26 protein-coding genes are annotated in these 16,641 nt (G+C 69.5%); 18 read left to right on the forward strand and 8 right to left on the reverse strand.

The genetic code is table 11. From position 1 onward, the window contains the following. The first annotated feature begins 118 nt into the window (after positions 1-118). The 13 genes from SJY07_RS22085 to SJY07_RS22145 all read left to right on the forward strand — a co-directional run bounded on the left by SJY07_RS22085 (position 119) and on the right by SJY07_RS22145 (position 10,034). The gene (locus tag SJY07_RS22085; RefSeq protein WP_380161553.1) at positions 119-325 is read left to right on the forward strand and encodes a hypothetical protein; all 207 of its coding nucleotides are present in this window, start codon (positions 119-121) and stop codon (positions 323-325) included. 134 nt (positions 326-459) lie between these two features. Continuing rightward, entirely contained in the window at positions 460-675 is a 216-nt protein-coding gene (locus tag SJY07_RS22090; RefSeq protein WP_380161554.1) for a hypothetical protein, read from the forward strand. Continuing rightward, on the forward strand, positions 672-2,600 hold the full coding sequence (locus SJY07_RS22095) for a hypothetical protein (protein WP_380161555.1): 1,929 nt from the start codon (positions 672-674) through the stop codon (positions 2,598-2,600). The genes SJY07_RS22090 and SJY07_RS22095 overlap by 4 nt, the downstream gene beginning before the upstream one ends. After that, complete coding sequence (locus SJY07_RS22100) at positions 2,597-2,857, forward strand: WhiB family transcriptional regulator (protein ID WP_380161556.1); 261 nt, start codon at positions 2,597-2,599, stop codon at positions 2,855-2,857. Before SJY07_RS22095 ends, SJY07_RS22100 begins: the two co-directional genes overlap by 4 nt. After that, positions 2,854-2,991: a hypothetical protein gene (locus tag SJY07_RS22105; protein ID WP_380161557.1), complete on the forward strand. Its 138-nt coding sequence runs from the start codon at positions 2,854-2,856 to the stop codon at positions 2,989-2,991. Before SJY07_RS22100 ends, SJY07_RS22105 begins: the two co-directional genes overlap by 4 nt. Then, the gene (locus SJY07_RS22110) at positions 2,988-3,167 is read left to right on the forward strand and encodes a hypothetical protein (RefSeq protein ID WP_380161558.1); all 180 of its coding nucleotides are present in this window, start codon (positions 2,988-2,990) and stop codon (positions 3,165-3,167) included. The genes SJY07_RS22105 and SJY07_RS22110 overlap by 4 nt, the downstream gene beginning before the upstream one ends. Then, a complete protein-coding gene (locus SJY07_RS22115; protein WP_380161559.1) occupies positions 3,164-3,424 on the forward strand; it encodes a hypothetical protein in 261 nt (86 codons plus the stop codon). The genes SJY07_RS22110 and SJY07_RS22115 overlap by 4 nt, the downstream gene beginning before the upstream one ends. A 118-nt stretch (positions 3,425-3,542) precedes the next feature. Next, positions 3,543-3,833 (forward strand): helix-turn-helix domain-containing protein, encoded by a 291-nt coding sequence (locus SJY07_RS22120; protein ID WP_380161560.1) that lies wholly within the window; start codon positions 3,543-3,545, stop codon positions 3,831-3,833. A gap of 16 nt (positions 3,834-3,849) precedes the next feature. Further along, positions 3,850-4,461 (forward strand): hypothetical protein, encoded by a 612-nt coding sequence (locus tag SJY07_RS22125; protein ID WP_380161561.1) that lies wholly within the window; start codon positions 3,850-3,852, stop codon positions 4,459-4,461. 126 nt (positions 4,462-4,587) lie between these two features. After that, positions 4,588-4,920 (forward strand): hypothetical protein, encoded by a 333-nt coding sequence (locus tag SJY07_RS22130; protein WP_380161562.1) that lies wholly within the window; start codon positions 4,588-4,590, stop codon positions 4,918-4,920. Continuing rightward, the gene (locus SJY07_RS22135) at positions 4,920-6,797 is read left to right on the forward strand and encodes a tape measure protein (protein WP_380161563.1); all 1,878 of its coding nucleotides are present in this window, start codon (positions 4,920-4,922) and stop codon (positions 6,795-6,797) included. The genes SJY07_RS22130 and SJY07_RS22135 overlap by 1 nt, the downstream gene beginning before the upstream one ends. 208 nt (positions 6,798-7,005) lie before the next feature. Then, entirely contained in the window at positions 7,006-8,721 is a 1,716-nt protein-coding gene (locus SJY07_RS22140) for a hypothetical protein (protein WP_380161564.1), read from the forward strand. Further along, the gene (locus SJY07_RS22145; RefSeq protein WP_380161565.1) at positions 8,718-10,034 is read left to right on the forward strand and encodes a hypothetical protein; all 1,317 of its coding nucleotides are present in this window, start codon (positions 8,718-8,720) and stop codon (positions 10,032-10,034) included. Before SJY07_RS22140 ends, SJY07_RS22145 begins: the two co-directional genes overlap by 4 nt. 58 nt (positions 10,035-10,092) lie before the next feature. Here SJY07_RS22145 and SJY07_RS22150 read toward each other — a convergent pair whose 3' ends face one another. The 4 genes from SJY07_RS22150 to SJY07_RS22165 all read right to left on the reverse strand — a co-directional run bounded on the left by SJY07_RS22150 (position 10,093) and on the right by SJY07_RS22165 (position 11,567). After that, positions 10,093-10,503, reverse strand: coding sequence for a hypothetical protein (locus SJY07_RS22150; protein ID WP_380161566.1), 411 nt, complete (start codon positions 10,501-10,503; stop codon positions 10,093-10,095). Positions 10,504-10,565: 62 nt separating this feature from the next. Then, positions 10,566-10,958: a hypothetical protein gene (locus SJY07_RS22155; RefSeq protein WP_380161567.1), complete on the reverse strand. Its 393-nt coding sequence runs from the start codon at positions 10,956-10,958 to the stop codon at positions 10,566-10,568. An 85-nt stretch (positions 10,959-11,043) separates the two neighbouring features. After that, a complete protein-coding gene (locus tag SJY07_RS22160; protein WP_380161568.1) occupies positions 11,044-11,253 on the reverse strand; it encodes a hypothetical protein in 210 nt (69 codons plus the stop codon). Further along, positions 11,250-11,567: a hypothetical protein gene (locus SJY07_RS22165; RefSeq protein WP_380161569.1), complete on the reverse strand. Its 318-nt coding sequence runs from the start codon at positions 11,565-11,567 to the stop codon at positions 11,250-11,252. The genes SJY07_RS22160 and SJY07_RS22165 overlap by 4 nt, the downstream gene beginning before the upstream one ends. A 68-nt stretch (positions 11,568-11,635) precedes the next feature. On the opposite strand from SJY07_RS22165, the gene SJY07_RS22170 reads away from it, so the two are divergent. After that, positions 11,636-11,923 (forward strand): hypothetical protein, encoded by a 288-nt coding sequence (locus SJY07_RS22170; RefSeq protein ID WP_380161570.1) that lies wholly within the window; start codon positions 11,636-11,638, stop codon positions 11,921-11,923. A gap of 1 nt (position 11,924) precedes the next feature. On the opposite strand, the gene SJY07_RS22175 is transcribed toward SJY07_RS22170, so the two are convergent. Beyond that, positions 11,925-12,281 (reverse strand): TM2 domain-containing protein, encoded by a 357-nt coding sequence (locus SJY07_RS22175; RefSeq protein WP_380161571.1) that lies wholly within the window; start codon positions 12,279-12,281, stop codon positions 11,925-11,927. 188 nt (positions 12,282-12,469) lie between these two features. Here SJY07_RS22175 and SJY07_RS22180 point away from each other — a divergent pair, with 188 nt between their 5' ends. Both SJY07_RS22180 and SJY07_RS22185 read left to right on the forward strand, forming a co-directional pair. Next, positions 12,470-12,805, forward strand: coding sequence for a helix-turn-helix domain-containing protein (locus SJY07_RS22180; protein ID WP_380161572.1), 336 nt, complete (start codon positions 12,470-12,472; stop codon positions 12,803-12,805). Positions 12,806-12,947: 142 nt separating this feature from the next. Next, complete coding sequence (locus tag SJY07_RS22185) at positions 12,948-13,334, forward strand: helix-turn-helix domain-containing protein (RefSeq protein WP_380161573.1); 387 nt, start codon at positions 12,948-12,950, stop codon at positions 13,332-13,334. On the opposite strand, the gene SJY07_RS22190 is transcribed toward SJY07_RS22185, so the two are convergent. Genes SJY07_RS22190 through SJY07_RS22200 form a run of 3 tightly spaced genes read right to left on the reverse strand, consistent with a single transcriptional unit; the run spans position 13,303 to position 13,951 of the window. After that, complete coding sequence (locus tag SJY07_RS22190) at positions 13,303-13,497, reverse strand: hypothetical protein (protein WP_380161574.1); 195 nt, start codon at positions 13,495-13,497, stop codon at positions 13,303-13,305. The genes SJY07_RS22185 and SJY07_RS22190 overlap by 32 nt on opposite strands. Further along, on the reverse strand, positions 13,494-13,688 hold the full coding sequence (locus SJY07_RS22195) for a hypothetical protein (protein WP_380161575.1): 195 nt from the start codon (positions 13,686-13,688) through the stop codon (positions 13,494-13,496). The genes SJY07_RS22190 and SJY07_RS22195 overlap by 4 nt, the downstream gene beginning before the upstream one ends. Then, positions 13,685-13,951 (reverse strand): hypothetical protein, encoded by a 267-nt coding sequence (locus SJY07_RS22200; protein WP_380161576.1) that lies wholly within the window; start codon positions 13,949-13,951, stop codon positions 13,685-13,687. The genes SJY07_RS22195 and SJY07_RS22200 overlap by 4 nt, the downstream gene beginning before the upstream one ends. A 168-nt stretch (positions 13,952-14,119) precedes the next feature. Between SJY07_RS22200 and SJY07_RS22205 the strand changes: the two genes are divergently transcribed. Further along, positions 14,120-15,442, forward strand: a complete 1,323-nt coding sequence (locus SJY07_RS22205) for a YifB family Mg chelatase-like AAA ATPase (RefSeq protein ID WP_380162469.1) — start codon at positions 14,120-14,122, stop codon at positions 15,440-15,442. Continuing rightward, entirely contained in the window at positions 15,439-16,626 is a 1,188-nt protein-coding gene (gene dprA, locus SJY07_RS22210) for a DNA-processing protein DprA (RefSeq protein ID WP_380161577.1), read from the forward strand. Before SJY07_RS22205 ends, dprA begins: the two co-directional genes overlap by 4 nt. The last annotated feature ends 15 nt before the right edge of the window (positions 16,627-16,641 follow it).

Genomic DNA, 16,641 nt, shown 5'->3' on the forward strand with positions numbered 1-16,641 from the left:
CGGCGTGACCCGGAAACGACGAACGGCGCCCCCCGCCACAGGAAGCGCCGCCCGAACCGCCACGACCCCCACCACGGAAGTCTTGCCTCAGTCTACGGCGAAACTCCATGCGGCGTTGATGGCGGCAGTGACCGACCGGCTCGCCCCAACGGTGGTCACCGAGGTCCGCAACCCCGACGACGTCACCGATGTCCGCTACCGCGCCCGGACGTACCTCACGCTCCGCGCCGCGGAACGCGCCGTCCTCGCCGCCTGGAGCCGCGGGCAACGCGCTGAGGTTGTGCTCGTGCGCCTAGTCCCCGTGCAGATCGGGGGCGAGTTGTGAGCCTGCTACCGGGCGAGTTCATCCGCCCCATCGCCGGCCGCATGCCTCAGGGGCGAACGGCCGACGGAACCTGGATCGACACCCTCGACATGACCACGGCACCGCCAGCTGCCCAAGCGACAGTTGACCTCCACATGAGCGTCGCCTACTGGTTCGGCTACCTCCAGGGCAGGAAGGAGGCACTCGGAGAGCAACCGGGACAGTTCCAGGTGGCGGCGGCCGACGTCGTCCGCCGCATGGCCAACACCCCGCCTCGCGACGAGCTCGAGGAACTCCGGGGCAACCCCGCCGGCGCCCAACGGATCCGCGAGCAGTGGCAACGGCTCGGGCTGCGGGAGGAAACGCCGTGAAGCTCGCTGAGGAAGCCTACGACGGCCCAGTCTCCGGCCCATGGGGCGACGAACCCATCGACTCTCCCGCCGACAAGGACAGCGGCCCCAAGCGAATGTCGGCGGCGCACGTCGTGCGATTCGTCGAGGAACGCTACGACGTCCACGCGACGCCGGCAGGCGAAGCGTTCGCCCTCCCGAAGACCGGAGCTCAACTCCCGATCATGCTGGAGAGGAAGGGCGGGAAGCTCACCGAGACGGTCGCCGCAGCTCTCTACGACAACAGCGAGGCCGTCGTCTCGACCAAGACCGTCGAGGACGCCATGCGGGTCATCATCGCCCGCGCTCGACAGATCACGGAGCGACACGAACTCAACCTGCGTGTGGCCTTTCGGGACGACGTCTTGGTCCTCGACCTCGGACAACCGGCATCCGCAGCCTGCGTCGTCATCCGACCCGGCTCCTGGCGCGTCAAGGAGAACCCACCGCCTGGCATCTGGTTCCGCCGCACTGCAGCCAGCCGTCCTCTGCCCACACCGGTGGCCAACACCTTCGGCCTCGACGGCCTCCGCAGACTGCTGTCCTTCGAAGCCGGCGACCGACGCTGGCTGCTCATCCGAGGATGGCTCGTCGCAGCCTGCTTCCCGGAGATCCCGCGGCCCATGCTGCTCGCCCTGGGTGCTCCGGGATCCGCCAAGACGACCCGTGCGCGACTCATCGTCTCCGTACTGGACCCCCGACAAGAACTGGGCAGCTCCTTCGGCAAGAACATCACCGACGACCAAACCAAGGCGCTCGGTCGCTACCTCGTCTCCTACGACAACCTCACCGGCGCCTCCGAGGCCATCTCCGACCACCTCTGCCGCCTGGTCACCGGCGACGAGATCGACAAACGCGTCCTCTACTCCGACAACGAGCTCTCAACGGTCTCCTACCGGCGAACGGGGGCGCTCACTGCGGTCAACATGCCCGCCCTGCGTGCCGACGCTCTCGAGCGGGTCGTCGTCGTCGGCGTCGACCGCATCCCCGAAGGCAACCGCGTCTCCGAGGCCGGCCTACGTGCCTCATTCGAGCGAGGACACGCACAGATTCTCGGTGACCTCTGCAACGACCTGGCAGGGACCCTGCAGCGCCTCCCGCAGGCGCGCGCTTGGCAGGGTTCACGACCGCGGATGGCGGACTACTGGGACGTTCTGCTCGCGCTCGACAAGGACGTCGCCCAGGCCTACCGAGAGGCCGCGGAAGGGGCGATGGTCGAGGCTGCCGAGGCTGACCCCTTCGTCGCTGCCGTCACAGAGTGGCTCGCAGAACGGCAGCTGCCCTGGCGCGGCGAGACGACCGAGGCCTGGCGGGAAGCGAGCCGCCACCGGGAGTCCCTCGAAGGCCTGGGGTCCACCTCCGCCGCCTGGTGGCCCAAGAACGCCTCCCGGTTCACGGACGCCCTCACCACCGCCGCTGAGCCCCTCAGGGCAGTCGGCGTGGAGTCTCGACGGCTCCGTGTGAACGGTCGACGACTCATCGAGTTCACGGCCGTCAAGCGGCCCTCGGCAGGGTGCGAAGAGGGTGCAGGAACGGGTGACGAGGGTGCAGGATCCGCACCCGTCTTGCACCCAATCTTGCACCCAGATGGGGCAGCAACACCGCAGGTCAGCGCCTTGGAGGCCAATCCGGGTGACGAGGGTGACGCACCACGCGGGTCCTCCCTACTCCCAACCCCTGAGAGAGATAGAGAAAGGAGCCCGTTGCGCGTAGTGCCCGCGAGTCCCGTCACCTCCGTCACCCAGGACGAAGAACCACCCTCCGCGGACCACCTCGACGGCTCCGATCCCGACGAAACCCCGTCGATCCCGGCGCACCTTGCTGACGCCGGGAACTGGGCCTCCCTCGAACCCATCGACGACGAGGACCGCGACGGCGAACCCGACCACTCCCTGGAGACCTCGTGATCCGCCCCGAAGCCGCGCGTGTCTTCTACCGACTCGCCAGTGCCCTGGCCGACGTCGACGGCGCGACCCCGTGCCGCGACCGAGACGAGTTCCACGACGACGACCGCCGCGTCCGGGCCCAGGTCGCCCAGCTCTGCACCGGCTGCCCTGTCCTCCAGGCCTGCGGGGACTACGCCGAGGCCGCCGATGAACGCCACGGCGTCTGGGCCGGCCGCGATCGAACCCGCACCGCCACCCGGAAGGAGACCGCCGCGTGATCCAGCTACGCACGACCGAGGACTGCCCCAGGTGTGGTCACCACGTCTACTACCGCCTCTCCGGCGGCCCCTGGCGGATCCTCACCGCCGCCCGCACCGAATGCGTCCTCGAGGCAAAGGAGAACGAGAAGTGACCGACCTCCAGGCCTTCCTCGAGGCCTTCCGCAACCGCTGCCCCAATTGCGGCGCAGAGCCTGTCTACCGGACCGTCAAGCATGTGTGGACCACATCCATCACACACCGCCCCGACTGCCCGCACGACGGCGTCAACGAGTTCCACCTCAACGACTTCATCGGAGGCGATCGATGACCCCCGTGACGAACGAGGACCAGCGGCGAGCAGCGACCTTCCTCGCCTGGATCTACCGCGACCCCGAGCGTGACCTCGCCACAGACATCGTCGAAGCCGTCCTCGCGCAGGTCAGCGAAACCCAGCGCGTCGAGCACTTCATCGCCGGCCTCGTCGTCGTCATCGCCGACCTCTACCCCGACATTCAGACACCCGAAGCCCACCAGCGCCTACAGGAACTCGCCGAACGCTACGCACTCGCCGGCCTGGACCAGTGACCCGATGACCTACCGACCTCCTGAGCACTTCGTCCACGGCCTCAATGGACCCGTCGTCCTCATCCCCGCCCGCGTCGCAGCACTGCTGGAAACGCGCGCCGGTCTGAACCGTTTCCGCATGGACATCCGCGGCGCTGACCCCGAAGTTGATGCCGTCCTCGTCGCCGTCCACCTCGCCGCTCTCACCTGGCGTACCGCAACGGGAAGCGACCCGCGGAACACCGAGGAACAACCGGCAGAGTTCCCTGACATGAGCACCCGTGTCGCCGCAGACACCCTCGGCATCACTGAACGCGGCGTCCGCCAAGCCATCACCCGCGGCCACCTACACGCCACCCGAGTCGACGGCCGCTGGCGCATCACACGAGAAAACCTCGCCCACTTCCAAGCCGCACGCACCGCGGCCTGACACCTAGGAGCAACCGATGGCCATCACCACCGCTCAGCGCGACCTGGCCGCCCGTGCCGCGGCGATCGCCCGCCAGAGCATCGAAGCCGCCCGGGCTGACACCAACCTCTCCGAGATCGGCCGGCAGCGCCTCATGGCGCAGGCGTACCTCAAGGCCCGCGCGCAGATGGAACATCTCCGCGAGGAGGAAACCGAGACTGTCCGCGGTCGCCGGGCCGAGCTCGAACGACGACTGTTCGGCCTCGACAAGCCCACCGCTGCCGACGTCATCACCGTCCGAGACGCCCAGGACCGCGCTGAAGCCGCCCGCAACGCCGATGAAGCCTCCAAGCTCCTCGCCCGCGCTGAGCGCATCGGCGATCAGACCCTCGCTCGAGCCGTCGCACAGGTGAGCGCTGACCGGGGCTACTGGCACACCTTCGATGAGTGGAGCAGGACCCGCCCCGACACTCATGAGCTCATTGCCGAGCTGGGTGACATCGACGATCTGCTCGACCCCACTCAGCGCGTGGGTCGCGACATGGCCTTCGCCCTGCAGGTTCCAGACGAGCTCAAGGCCTACGCCCACAACCCCGGCCAGCTGCAGAAGATCGCCGACGGCGCCACTCTGCAGACCACACAGGGCTGACATGACGACCGGAAGCGGAGCGCCGCACTCGAAGGGGTGGGGAGGGACCCATGGCGTCGTAGGGGCTGGAGACGCACGGGGAGGCTCCTTTCCCTCTCCTCGCCCCAGCCACCAAGGGGGCCCCCGGTGACGCGCCTGGCGCCGGACGAGGACCGGACGGTGAAGGCCACCGAGAAGGAGCTCCGGCGCCTTAAGGCCGAGGAGCTCTCGCCGATCCTCACGGCCGCGGCAAGGGCTTTGGCGGAGACGATCGATGCGACCACGGCGGCGCGCGATACGGCGGCCCTGGTGCGTGAGCTGCGGGCTGTTCTGGCTGATCTGCGGGAGCGGCAGGAGACCCGCCTGTTCCCGGACAGCGACCTCGACCGTCTGCGTGAGCAGCGGGCAGCGCGGCGGCTGCTCGCGGCCCGAGAGAACCACATGGACGGCGCACAAGCGCCACAGAAGGAAGGTGCCTGATGGCCGGTAGTAGCGGCACGATCGGGATCCGGATCCTCCTCGACGGGCAGCGGGCAGTCTCGCGACAGCTGAACGCGATGAGCGAGGACGCCAACCGGGTCGGGCGAGCGTTCGCGGATATCGCGAAGGCAGTTCCGTTCGGTGGGCCCTTCCTGAAGGCGGCTGGTCTGGCGACGACGGCACTGGCCGGGGTCGCCGCGGCCGGCGTGGTCGCTGGCATCAAGACAGCGGCTTCGATGGAGCAGGCGAACATCAGCTTCACCACGATGCTGGGCAGTGGCCAGGCAGCGCAGTCGTTCTTGACCGACCTGCAGCAGTTCGCAGCCAAGACCCCGTTCGAGTTCCCGGAGCTGCAGACCGCTGCGTCCTCCCTGATCTCCGCCGGGATCGCGGCCAAGGACGTCATCCCCATCATGACGAGCCTGGGGAACGCCACCTCGGGCATGGGAACGGGTTCCGAAGGGGTCCAGCGGGCCACGGTGGCGCTGCAGCAGATGTCGGCAGCCGGTCGCATCACCGGGGAGGACCTGAACCAGCTCCGCGACGCAGGGATCCCGGTGTTCGACCTCCTCGCGGCGGCTACGGGCAAGAGCAAGCAGGAGGTCGCGAACCTGGCGCAGGCGGGCAAGCTCGGCGCCAAGGAGCTCGACCAGCTGATGGGCGCCTTGAAGTCCGGGGCGGGCCTCGAGCGGTTCTCCGGGCTCATGGACAAGCAGTCGGAGTCGCTCAGTGGCCTGGCGGCAACGTTCAAAGACACGATCAACATGGGGCTGGCCCAAACGGTGCAGCCGCTGATCCCAGGACTGAAGCAGATCCTGGGCTACGCCTCGACGATGGCCTCCTCGGCCCTCCCGAAGATCCAGTCAGGGTTCGCGTCGATCATGCCGACGGTCCAGCAGCTCACGGACGGCATCGGCGCGTTGATGGGGTCGAAGGACTTCTCCGCCGGCGGCATCGGGGCTGCGTTCTCCCTGTCGCCTGAGACGGTGACGACGCTGCAGAACTTCATGACGACGTTCACGGCTGGACTGGCCGGCATCAAGGCGGGTCTGGCGCCCGTCTGGGCGGGGATCCAGGCCGCTCCGGTATCGACCCTGGCCGTGGTGCAGTCGTCACTGAAGTGGATGGCGGACCACAAGGACGCCGTCTCGGCCATGGCGACGTCGATCGCGCTGGTGACGACGGCAGTGACAGCTGCCCGGGTCGCGACCGCGGCGTGGGCCCTCGGGTTGGCCATCATCGCGCCCATCCAGCGGATCATCACGGCGGTCACGGCGGCTCAGGCGGCCGGTCAAAGCATCCTGAACGCGGTCATGGCGGCGAACCCCATCGGACTGGTCGTCGTGGCTCTGACGGCGCTCGTGGCGGGCGTCATCCTGGCGTACAAGAAGTCTGAGACGTTCCGCACGATCGTCGACGGTCTCGGGTCGGCACTCAGGGTGGGTTTCACGGCCGCGGTCCAGGGCGTGACGGCTGCCGTGAAGTGGCTGGTCGAGGGATTCAAGGACGCTTGGACCTGGGTGAAGAAGCTCATCGACAAGATCAGCGGGTTGAAGCTGCCGAGTTGGCTCGGTGGTGGGGGCGTCGTCAACTCCCTGACCGGCGGTCTGCTGGGTGATGCGAACCCCGCTCGAGCAAACGGTGGCCCGGTTGCCGGCGGGAAGGTCGGTCTGGTCGGTGAGCGTGGGCCGGAGCTGTTCGTCCCGAAGGTGAACGGCACGATCATCAGCAACGAGGCCTTGAAGAGTTCCCTGTCCGGCAGCCTCGCCGGCGCTGACGGCCAGCCGATCGTCGTCCACATCACTTCAACCCTGGACGGGAAGGTAGTCGCGGAGAACACCGCACGGCATCTCTCGACGCGGATGGCGAGGGCCTGATGCGCGAACTCGACCCGCCGTAGCCCCCTGAACATCGCTGGGTGGCGTCAACGTCACCGCACCCTCCACCCGAGTGCCGGAGGGGCCACAGCGGAAGCGAAGGTAGCCAGACTTCCGTCTCGAGGGAACTCGAGACCCAGCTTCCTGCGCCACCCAGCGACTCGCATCACCCCACAGACGCAAGGACCCCCACTGATTGGACAGCAGCATGAGTCTCGGAACTGACGGCCTCATCACCGTCGTCGGCGACTTCGACGCCCTCGACAACGCACCGGTCTCGGGACGGGTGACCTTCACCCCCTCCTGCGAGATCAAGCGCGGCAGCATCACCTACCCCGAACTCCCCACCACCGTCGCCCTCGACGCCGACGGACAGTTCTCAATCAAGCTCCCCGCCACCGACGACCCAGCAGTGTCCCCAAACGGGTTCACCTACAAGGTCGACATCGTGGTGACCGCCTACGTCAACGGCCGCGCGATCAGCGTCCCCAAGAGCGAGAACTTCGCCCTGAGCATCGCTGACGCCGATGCCGCTGGGGTTGCGCAGCTGAACGACCTGCTCCCGGCGCCCGCGGTGGGAACCCCGACCCCGTACCTCACCCTCGCCGCGGCGAACACCCGCTACCTGCTGAAGACGGACATCCCGGAACTCCCGTCGAACATCATCACCGAGGACAACATCGGCGAGTTCCTCGAGCCCGTCGACCTGACGACCTACGCGACGAAGACGTTCGTGACCGCCGCCCTCGACGACGTCGACATCAGTGGCGTGGTGAAAACCATCAACGGGTCGACCCCCGACGCCAACGGGTCGCTGACCCTGACCCTCCCGAGTCCCGACTTGACTGGCTACGCCAAGACAGCCGACATCGGCGCCACCGTCAACACAGGGGTCGCCACCGCGTTCGCTGCCACGAAGCCGCAAGACGTTCGCGCGGCGCCCCTTGCGTCCCGTTCTACGACCGGTATCGAGTTCGTCTCTGACCCTGGTCAGGCAGCCGGCCCCGTCGTCGTCGGCTCGGCCATCGGCCTCACGACAGGATCCAGCCTCTACGGCCCCGTCATCGTCCGCGTCGACGACAAGGGCCTCAGTGGCAAGAAGTACCGCATGCTGCTCTCCACGGACCATGACCCCAACGCCGGCGGCATCTGGGTCCTCGAGGCCGACGCCGTCACCGGGCCGTGGACGAACATCAAGACCGACCTCACCGCCGCGTTCACCGACACCGCCCAGGGCAAGCAGTCGGAGACTCCTTGGCCCGTGTGGGAGCCCCTATCGCAGCAGTGGTACGTCTACTACCAGCAGGACTACGGATCCATCAACGGCACCCAGAAGACCTGCCTGGCCATCACCAGCGACTTCGTCACCTGGGAACGCGTCGGAGTCGTCATTGACCCACCCGTTGGCCTGTTCCCCGGCACCGGGACCAACACCTTTCACACCGGCTACGCCCAGGTCACCCGCCGCGCGGAGGGCGACTGGATCGCCCACCACCTCTGCGGCTCCGGGAACTACACCCGCTACGCGACGAGCTACTCCCGTGATGGTGTCACCTGGATCACCGACCCGACTCAGAAGACCGGCGCCCTCTCGCGCATCGGCGCCGACGACCGCCGCTGCTTCCCCACGGGGCGCCTGTTCCGCCTCAACGGGGAACTCTTCGCCACCTCCGTCATCTCCTCCTTCGTCTCCGGCGCCGCCTCCGGCAGCCCCGTAGCCGTCGCCGGCCGGATCGCTGCCGACCTCAACTCCTGGATCACGACGCCTGAAGTCCTCTGGCGCGCGAAGTACGACTGGGAACAGGGCGGCGCGGGCTCCTCGGTGTTCATCGACACCGACGGCACCGCCTGGCTCACCATCACCAACGGGTTCAAGCTCGGGTTCGCGAAGGCGAACTTCCGAGTGGAAGGAGTCATCCAGTGAGCGTCTGGCTTGCGAAGCTGTCCGAGTCCACCTCGACCGCCCCCGACACCCGCAAGTGGGCCCGGAACACGGTCACCACGAACGGGCAGATCTCGACGGTCGCTGCCACGATCACCGGTGGCGACACGTTCGACTTCTCCAACACCACCCCCGTGCTCGCGGCCACCAGCGGCACCGGCACCTCGACCACGCAGAACGAGACGTGGTTCGGGATCGTCCCGCCCACCATCTCCCTGGAGTGGACCGGTGACTTCGAGCTCACCGCGAACACGGCGGGGAGTGACGCCGCGACGTCGCAGTCCTACGCCTACCTCTGGCTCAACCACGACGGCACCGTCGTCGGCAGCGGCCTCCCGGGCGTCTCCGGGGTCGGCATGCGCGTCGGCCCCGGCGGGATCACCCTCGTCAAGGTCGTCGCCGGCGCCGTGTCCGCCGTCATGGCCAACACCGCTGTGGATACCGCCGTCGGCAACCGCTGGTCCTTCCGCTTCCGTCGAGCCGCCACGAACTACCAGCTGCGCTGGTGGGCCTACGGGACCACGGAGCCCACGACGTGGCAGTGGGACGCCACGGACGACACCACCGTCCCCGCCGGGGTGCCGGCGCTCACCCAGTGGCGCTACCGCCCCAACAAGGCCGGTGCGAAGTGGCGCAACCTCAAGCTCTCCGGCCTCGCAGGAACCGTCCGCCGCACCGACGCGCCGAAGATCTTCCGCCGCTACGACGGACGGCGAGTCTCCAGCGGTCGCTCCGCGCAGACCCTGCGCCTTGGCCCCCTGGACTCCACCCTGCCCTCGTTCCTCAGTGCGGCCACCGCGCCGACCCTGGACCCGTCGACCCGTCGGTGGACTCTCACCGCGGCCGCGAACTCCACCGTCACCGTCGCCTTCCCCGCGATCCCCGCTGGTGCGTTCGAGCTGCTGCGCCTGGAGCTGGAGAACGCGGCCTTCTCCGGCGCGGGCGCCCTGGCCTACCGCCTGGGCTTCTCCGCCACCACGGCCAAGGAGCTGTTCGAGGACGGATCCGCCGCTACCGCCTTCGTCGGCAACGGGGCGTCCACCCGGGCCATCAAGGCGAAGGTCCTCAAGGACGACAACGACGCCCAGACCCGCCGCAACCTGCGGGTCGAGCTCCTCCCGCGGATCGGGCAGTTCATCGCCTCGGAGGGCGAGTCTGGGCCGTTCGGCGGGGCGTGGCTGGACTTCTCCGCCTACACCGAGACCGTCACGCCGACGCTCACGCTGACCGCCACCGGTGGCGCCGCCCGGTCCGTCTCGTTCTCGGGCCTCGTCCTAACCGCCGAAGCTCTCTGACAACGACGGCCCCCACCTCCGCATCCTGCGGTGGTGGGGGCCGTTCGTGCGTTGGGGGTCAGCGCCCGCCCGTGACGGGAGCGGCCATGGGGCCTTGCAGAGCGTTCGCGGCCGATAGGTTCTCGATCGACGCCAGGTCCTGCTCGAGCTTCTGTAGGCCCTTCACGCCACCCCGGAAGCCGTTCTGGTAGCGAACCTGATGGCTGGCTTGCGACAGACGCTGGTACGGGGCGTCGATCGGCTTGTAGAGCTTCAGGACGAGATCGTTGACCCCGAAGAGCCGACCACCATCACTGCGGGTGTGACCGGTGTGGCTGGCAGGGTGTTGCGCTTGGCGTGTGATCCCCAACGCCGTCATGGCGGTGGGGTCGTTGAAGACCGGGTCGAGCAGCAGCGCGCGCTTGACCAGGTGGTGTGCCGAGTAGAACAGACACACTGCCGCCCACTCGTGGCCGCTTTGGGCCATCATGCGACCGATTTTCGCGTGATCGGACGCCCTGCGAGCGTGGTCCGGCCCGCTGAGCTGGGGCATCAGGCGAAGACGCGGTCGTAGTTCTTCGTCGGCGTCGCGTGCTCGGGAGCCGGCTTGCACTCGTCAATCGTCGTGAACTCGTAGCTCAGGGCGACATCGTCCACGAAGAGCTCACGGACCTCGGTCATCCGCGCGATGAGCTTGACCTCGAGGTCCCAGTTCGCGTCCGTCAGGCAGATCTCGACGTGCACGTCCTGGGTGACGCTGTCGCCCTCAACCAGCACTCGATGGAGGCCTGGGTGACTCTTGATCGCGTTGAAGGTGTGGTCTCCGATGGAGACGATCAAGCTCTCGAACTCGTTCATACCGCTCATCTCCCCCACAACCGTTGACTCAACCAGCTCCGTGACCGCCGTGTCACGCTTTCGATGACTTCCACGTCGACTCGACACGAAAGAAGCTTGAGGCTGCCATATCGGCAACATTCCGCAAAATCGTCCACTCGGCCATCCGAGAGGAGTGACCGCCGCCACGAGCTCACCGTGCGCGCAGCCGCATCCGTCCCGCGGCCGTCAGCTCCACCTGCAGGGGCAGGGCGTCCCCAGCCCACCACTCCGCGGCCAGGTAGCCATCGGCGTCGAGCCGCCGGTAGACGGCGCCCACGGCCGTCGCGGACTCCGGCTCCTCCAAGACGTGCCCGTCCGCCGCAGCCTCCAGCACGGCCCTCTCCAGGCCCGACAAGATCATGTGTCCATGCACTTGGCCAGGGCCTCGTTGAGCGGGCCCTCTACGTCGCGGCGGTAGGTGATGAACACGTTGCCACTCGTCGTCAGGACCGGCACGAGCAGACGGTCTCCCATCACCTTCACTGCCGGCCACCCGTTATCGGTCGTGCGATGGCCTCTCCATGAGGCCGTGAGCCGCTGCACCTCGGTGTCCGTCAACGGGCGGGTGATGCGCACGACCATCCCTTCCTCGTCCTCGCCGAGGTTGAGGCCGCTTTCGCCGATGAAGGTCGCCTGGTCAATGTCATCGGTGCACTGGGGCACTTCGTTGGTCATGTCCCCCAGGATGACCACGCCGAGGGCTCGCGGTGGGGGCGTGCCCCGGTTTCGCGCATGCTGATGGCGTGGTGGGCATGTTCGAGGGGCACCCTGACGACCTTTGGCGTGGGCACGACTGGGACGTCTGGTGGGCGTGGCTGACCCCGCAGGAGCGCACGCAGCTGCTCGACCTGGCCTGGGGTGAGGAGCCTGCCCCGCTGCTCGGGCAGAAGGTCACGATGCTCCGCGGCGCGACTTACGAGGTGGTCGGCGAGACCTTACAGAACAGGCGTCGCTACACCTTCACTCGCGCCCTGGCTACCGACGAGCTCCTCGTCTTCCTCGAGGAGAAGCGCGCCGAGCGGGATCGGTAGGTCAGGCCTTGATCATGACCGCGGTCGGTGAGGCCACACCGGTCAGCAGGGAGACCTGCTCGTTGTACCTGCGCACGCGTGCAGTGTTGAGGAACAGGTCGATGATCAGGCCCACGCCGAGGTACTGGGCAGTGAAGAGGCGTAGGAAGGCGATGCCGATGCGGCCCATGTAGAACTCGTGGGCCGAGACTCCACCGAGGAAGAACCACAGCAGCCACATGGTGCCGATGCTCTTGAACTCCGGCTGCACCATCGGCCGGAACGCCTGCTGAGGAGCAAGGGGGGCAGGCGCCGGCGCGGCGGGGACGACGGTGTTGTCGGTCGCGGGCTGCGGCTGAGTCGGATCGATCGTGGACATGGCGTCTCCTGGAACGTAGTTGGGCTCTCACTGAGCGTCGCAGGGAGCATCGGTATCCGGTGACGGAACGTCACAGATCGCGCGCCCCCCTTTCGAGGGCCCAGAGCTACCGGCTAAGAGATCGACTTCACCGACGGCAAGCGATCCCGGATCTCGACCCACGCGGCTGACGCTGGCACCCTCCAGGCATGAACGGAGACCGAGACGACGCGCTCCAGGCCCTGACCGAGCATGTGACCCGGCTCGCCGAACAGGTCGCCGCACGCGCTGATCAGTCTCGGCACCCGTCCGCGCTCCTCACCTACGCCGACGTCGCGGCCCAGCTCAAGGTCACCGAGAACTGGGTCCGGGACGCAGCCCGAACCGGATCCATCCCCCGCCGCCAGATCGGCAGGACGTTCCGCTTCGCTCAGGAGGACGTCGACGAGTTCGTCGCCTCCACCTACCGCGCCGGCCGTGACCCCTACGCCCGGACCGCACGCCAGTTCGCCGCCATGAACCGCGGCAAGCGCAAGGCCTCCTGATGGGCTGGCGACTGGCCTCGGGCCACTGCATCGACTGCTGAGCGGCGCGAGGTGGGCCCATCTGGGCACATCACCACCCATCTTCAGCCAGAAGCACTCGACCTCCCGCCGGTCAGGCTGGCAGGCCTCTACGGTCCCGCCCATGCCACGCCTTAGCGCTCAAACCGTCGCCGCCCTGCCTCCTCTCGAGCAGGTCCTGTACGACGTCATCCACCGGGCCGTCCGGGACGCCATCCGAGACGCGACCGCCCAGCCAACGGCATCCCCGCCCGTCGCCCGGGAAAGCGGCCTGCGTCGCCGGACTGTGGCCGAAGCCGCCGAGCAGTCCCGACGCTCCCGCGAGACCGTCCTCACCGCACTCCAGATCGGCGAGCTCCATGGCCACCAGCGAGTCAAGGGCGGCAAGTGGCTCATCAAGCCGGAGTGCATCGAGGCGTGGATGAGCGGCAACGGCGAAGACTGCTGCGGGCAGGGTGAGTCCACGCCCGCAGCTCGCGTCAGCGCTGGCGCCAGGCGATCGCTCCGATGAACACGTTGACCACGATCAGCCACGCAGCCGGCAGCCACACCGCGTCGGCTACGACGGCCTGCGCCAGCAGCCACAGGCTCGCTACGAGACCCACACCAGCACAGACGATCGCGAGGGTGAACCAGGCACTACGACGTCGCTCCGGGGCCTGCAGGGCGCTCATCGAACGGTCTCCGGGAACCACATCTCCTGCAGCTGCTCGACGAGCTGCTCCAGGCCGCCGTTCGCGGGGACTCGGAAGTCGAACGGGGTGATGTCTGGGTAGCGGACCTCGATGACGATCTCGTCGTCCTCACGGAAGGCCTGCAAGGCTCCGCCGTCGCGGGGCGGGCCGAGGGGCGTCCGGGCGCTCATCGGGTCACGCCCTCGACGGCGTTGGCCAGGCGGGTGGCGAGCCCGGCGAGCTGACGCAGCTCCCGGGGGCGCATCTTGGCGTTCACGTTGAGGTGGTCGAGGCTGAGGATGACGTAGGGCTCGAGCTCGTCGTCGTACTTCCAGACGCCAAGGCCCACGGTGGGGAACTGACCGGGGAGGTCGACGTCGATGGGTCCGCCAGCGGTGGCGGCGACGTCCGTCATCCCCGTCTCGTGCTCGCCGAGGCGGCAGCTGCCGGCCACGGCAACGTTGGTGCACCACGGCGGGCAGGCCGGACGGGTGACGGACAGTTCAGGTGCGGTGGTCGTGGGACGATTACACATGGGTCCGGGTCTCCTTCGCAGACTCCTGGATCAAGGCCCTGCCGGTGTTAGCGCACCGGCGGGGCCGTTCATGTTTAGGACTGTTTCATCGCTGGGTTCGACCTCGCCGTCGCAGTGGCCACGCTCACCGCGGCCGGGGTCCTGCCGCCGGAACCCTCCGCCGAGGTCGTCCACCTCGGGGAACTCGGCCTGGACGGCAGCGTCCGCGCCGTCGACGGCGTGCTGCCCGCGGTGCTCGCCGCCGCCCGCGCCGGGGTCCGGCGCGTCGTCGTCCCCGAGGCCACGGCCGAGGAGGCCGCCCTCGTGCCCGGGATCAGCGTCCGCGGGGTCCGGTGGCTGGCCGAACTCGTCGCCGACTACCGCGGCGACCCGGCCCTGGAACTCCCGGACGCGCCGCGGGCGTTCACGCCTCCCGCACCGCGGCGTCCCGGGGGCGTCCTCGACCTCGCCGACGTCGTCGGCCAGCCCGAGGCGCGGTTCGGGCTGGAGGTCGCCGCGGCCGGCGCCCACCACCTGCTGATGAACGGTCCCCCGGGAGCGGGCAAGACGATGCTCGCGGCCCGTCTGCCGGGGCTGCTGCCCGACCTCGACGAGGAGTCCGCCCTCGAGGTCACCGCCGTGCACTCCGTCGCCGGCACCCTGCGCGGTCGGGCCGGAACGGCGCTCATCACCCGCCCGCCCTACGAGGACCCCCACCACACGGCGTCGGTGGCCTCCGTCGTCGGCGGCGGCAGTGGGATCCCGCGGCCCGGTGCGGTGTCGCGCGCCCACCGCGGGGTCCTCTTCCTCGACGAGGCACCGGAGTTCGAGGCCCGCGTCCTCGACGCCCTGCGCCAACCGCTGGAGCAGGGCGAGCTCGTCCTGCACCGCACCCGCGGTGCCGCCCGCTACCCCGCCCGGTTCCAGCTCGTGCTGGCGGCCAACCCCTGTCCCTGCGGGCGCAGCACCGGCAAGGGCCTGGACTGCACGTGCAGCTCACAGGCCCGCCGCCGCTACGCCGCGAAGCTCTCCGGCCCGCTGCTGGACCGCGTCGACGTGCAGTTGCAGGTGCAGGCGGTCACCCGGGCCGAGGTGGCCGACGGCCGCCCCGGGGAGTCGAGTGCCGTCGTCGCCGCCCGGGTCGCCGCCGCGCGCGCCGTCCAGGCGGAGCGGCTGCGCCGTCACGACGTCGCCACCAACGGCGAACTGCGCGGCCCGTTGCTGCGGGGCCCCCTGCGGCTGCCCCCCGCCGTGACCTCCGACCTCGACCGCGCCCTGGACCGCGGGGTCCTCACCCTGCGCGGGGTCGACCGGGTGCTGCGCGTCGCGTGGACCGTCGCCGACCTGCGCGGGGCCGACGCACCCGACCGCGACGACGTCGGACGCGCTCTCGCCCTGCGCGGGACCCTGATCGTCGGAGCGGGCGCGTGAACCGCCGTCCCGGTCCGGGGCAGGACACCCTCCCCGCGACGGGTCGCGTGCCCAGCGTCCTGCGGGCCGCCCTGGCGGACGAACGCCTCGCCCGCGCCACCTGGAGCCGCCTCGCCGAACCGGGTGACGCGGCCGCCGCCCACCTCGTCGCCGAGGTCGGCGCCGTCACCGCGCTCGAGGCCGTGCTCACCGGACGCGGACCCGACCGCTGGCGCACCCGACTGCCCGACGTCGACCCCGCCTCCGACCTCGCCACCGTCCGCGCGTCCGGTGGACGACTGCTCGTCCCCGGCGACGACGAGTGGCCGCAACGCCTCGCCGACCTCGACCACGACGGAACCGGCGAACGACCCCTCGGCGCACCCTTCTGCCTGTGGGTCCGCGGACCCGCGCACCTGCGCGAGGTCACCGCCCGCAGCGCCGCCCTCGTCGGCGCCCGTGCCGCCACCGCCTACGGCCAGCACGTCACCTCCGAACTCGCCGCGGGGGTGTCCGACCGGGGCTTCGCCGTCGTCAGCGGCGGAGCGTTCGGGATCGACGCCGCGGCCCACCGGGCGGCGCTCGCGGTCGACGGCGTCAGCGTGGCGGTGCTGGCCTGCGGGGTGGACCGCAGCTACCCGCCGGGCAACGCCGCGTTGCTGGCGCGTCTCGCCGAACGCGGTGCCCTCGTCAGTGAGGTCCCGCCCGGTTCCACCCCGACGCGCTGGCGGTTCCTGGAACGCAACCGGCTGATCGCGGCGCTCACCAGCGGGACGGTCGTGGTTGAGGCCGCGTGGCGTTCCGGCGCGCTCTCGACGGCGGACCGGGCCGAGCGGCTGATGCGACCCGTCGGGGCCGTCCCGGGGCCGGTGACCTCGCCCGCGTCGGCGGGATGCCACCGGTTGCTGCGCGAGCGCGGGGCGGTCTGCGTCACCAGCGCGGACGAGGTCGCGGAACTCCTCGGCGAGCTCGGCCGGGAGGAGGTGGCCGTGCCGAGCGTCGAGCGACGGGTCTTCGACGGCCTGGACCGCGAGGAACTCCGGGTCGCGGAGTGCCTGCCGCGCCGGGGGAGCCACGGCCTGGAGCGGCTGGCGCGCGAGGCGGGCCTCGACCTGCCGCTCGTCCAGTCCGTCCTCGGCCGCCTCGAGCTCTCCGGGGTCGCGGTGCGGGACGCCGACGGCTGGCGTTCGGGGGTGGCGGGGTGAAAACCCCTGGGAACC

The sequence above is a fragment of the Kineococcus sp. R86509 genome (assembly GCF_042466365.1).
Taxonomy (GTDB): domain Bacteria; phylum Actinomycetota; class Actinomycetes; order Actinomycetales; family Kineococcaceae; genus Kineococcus.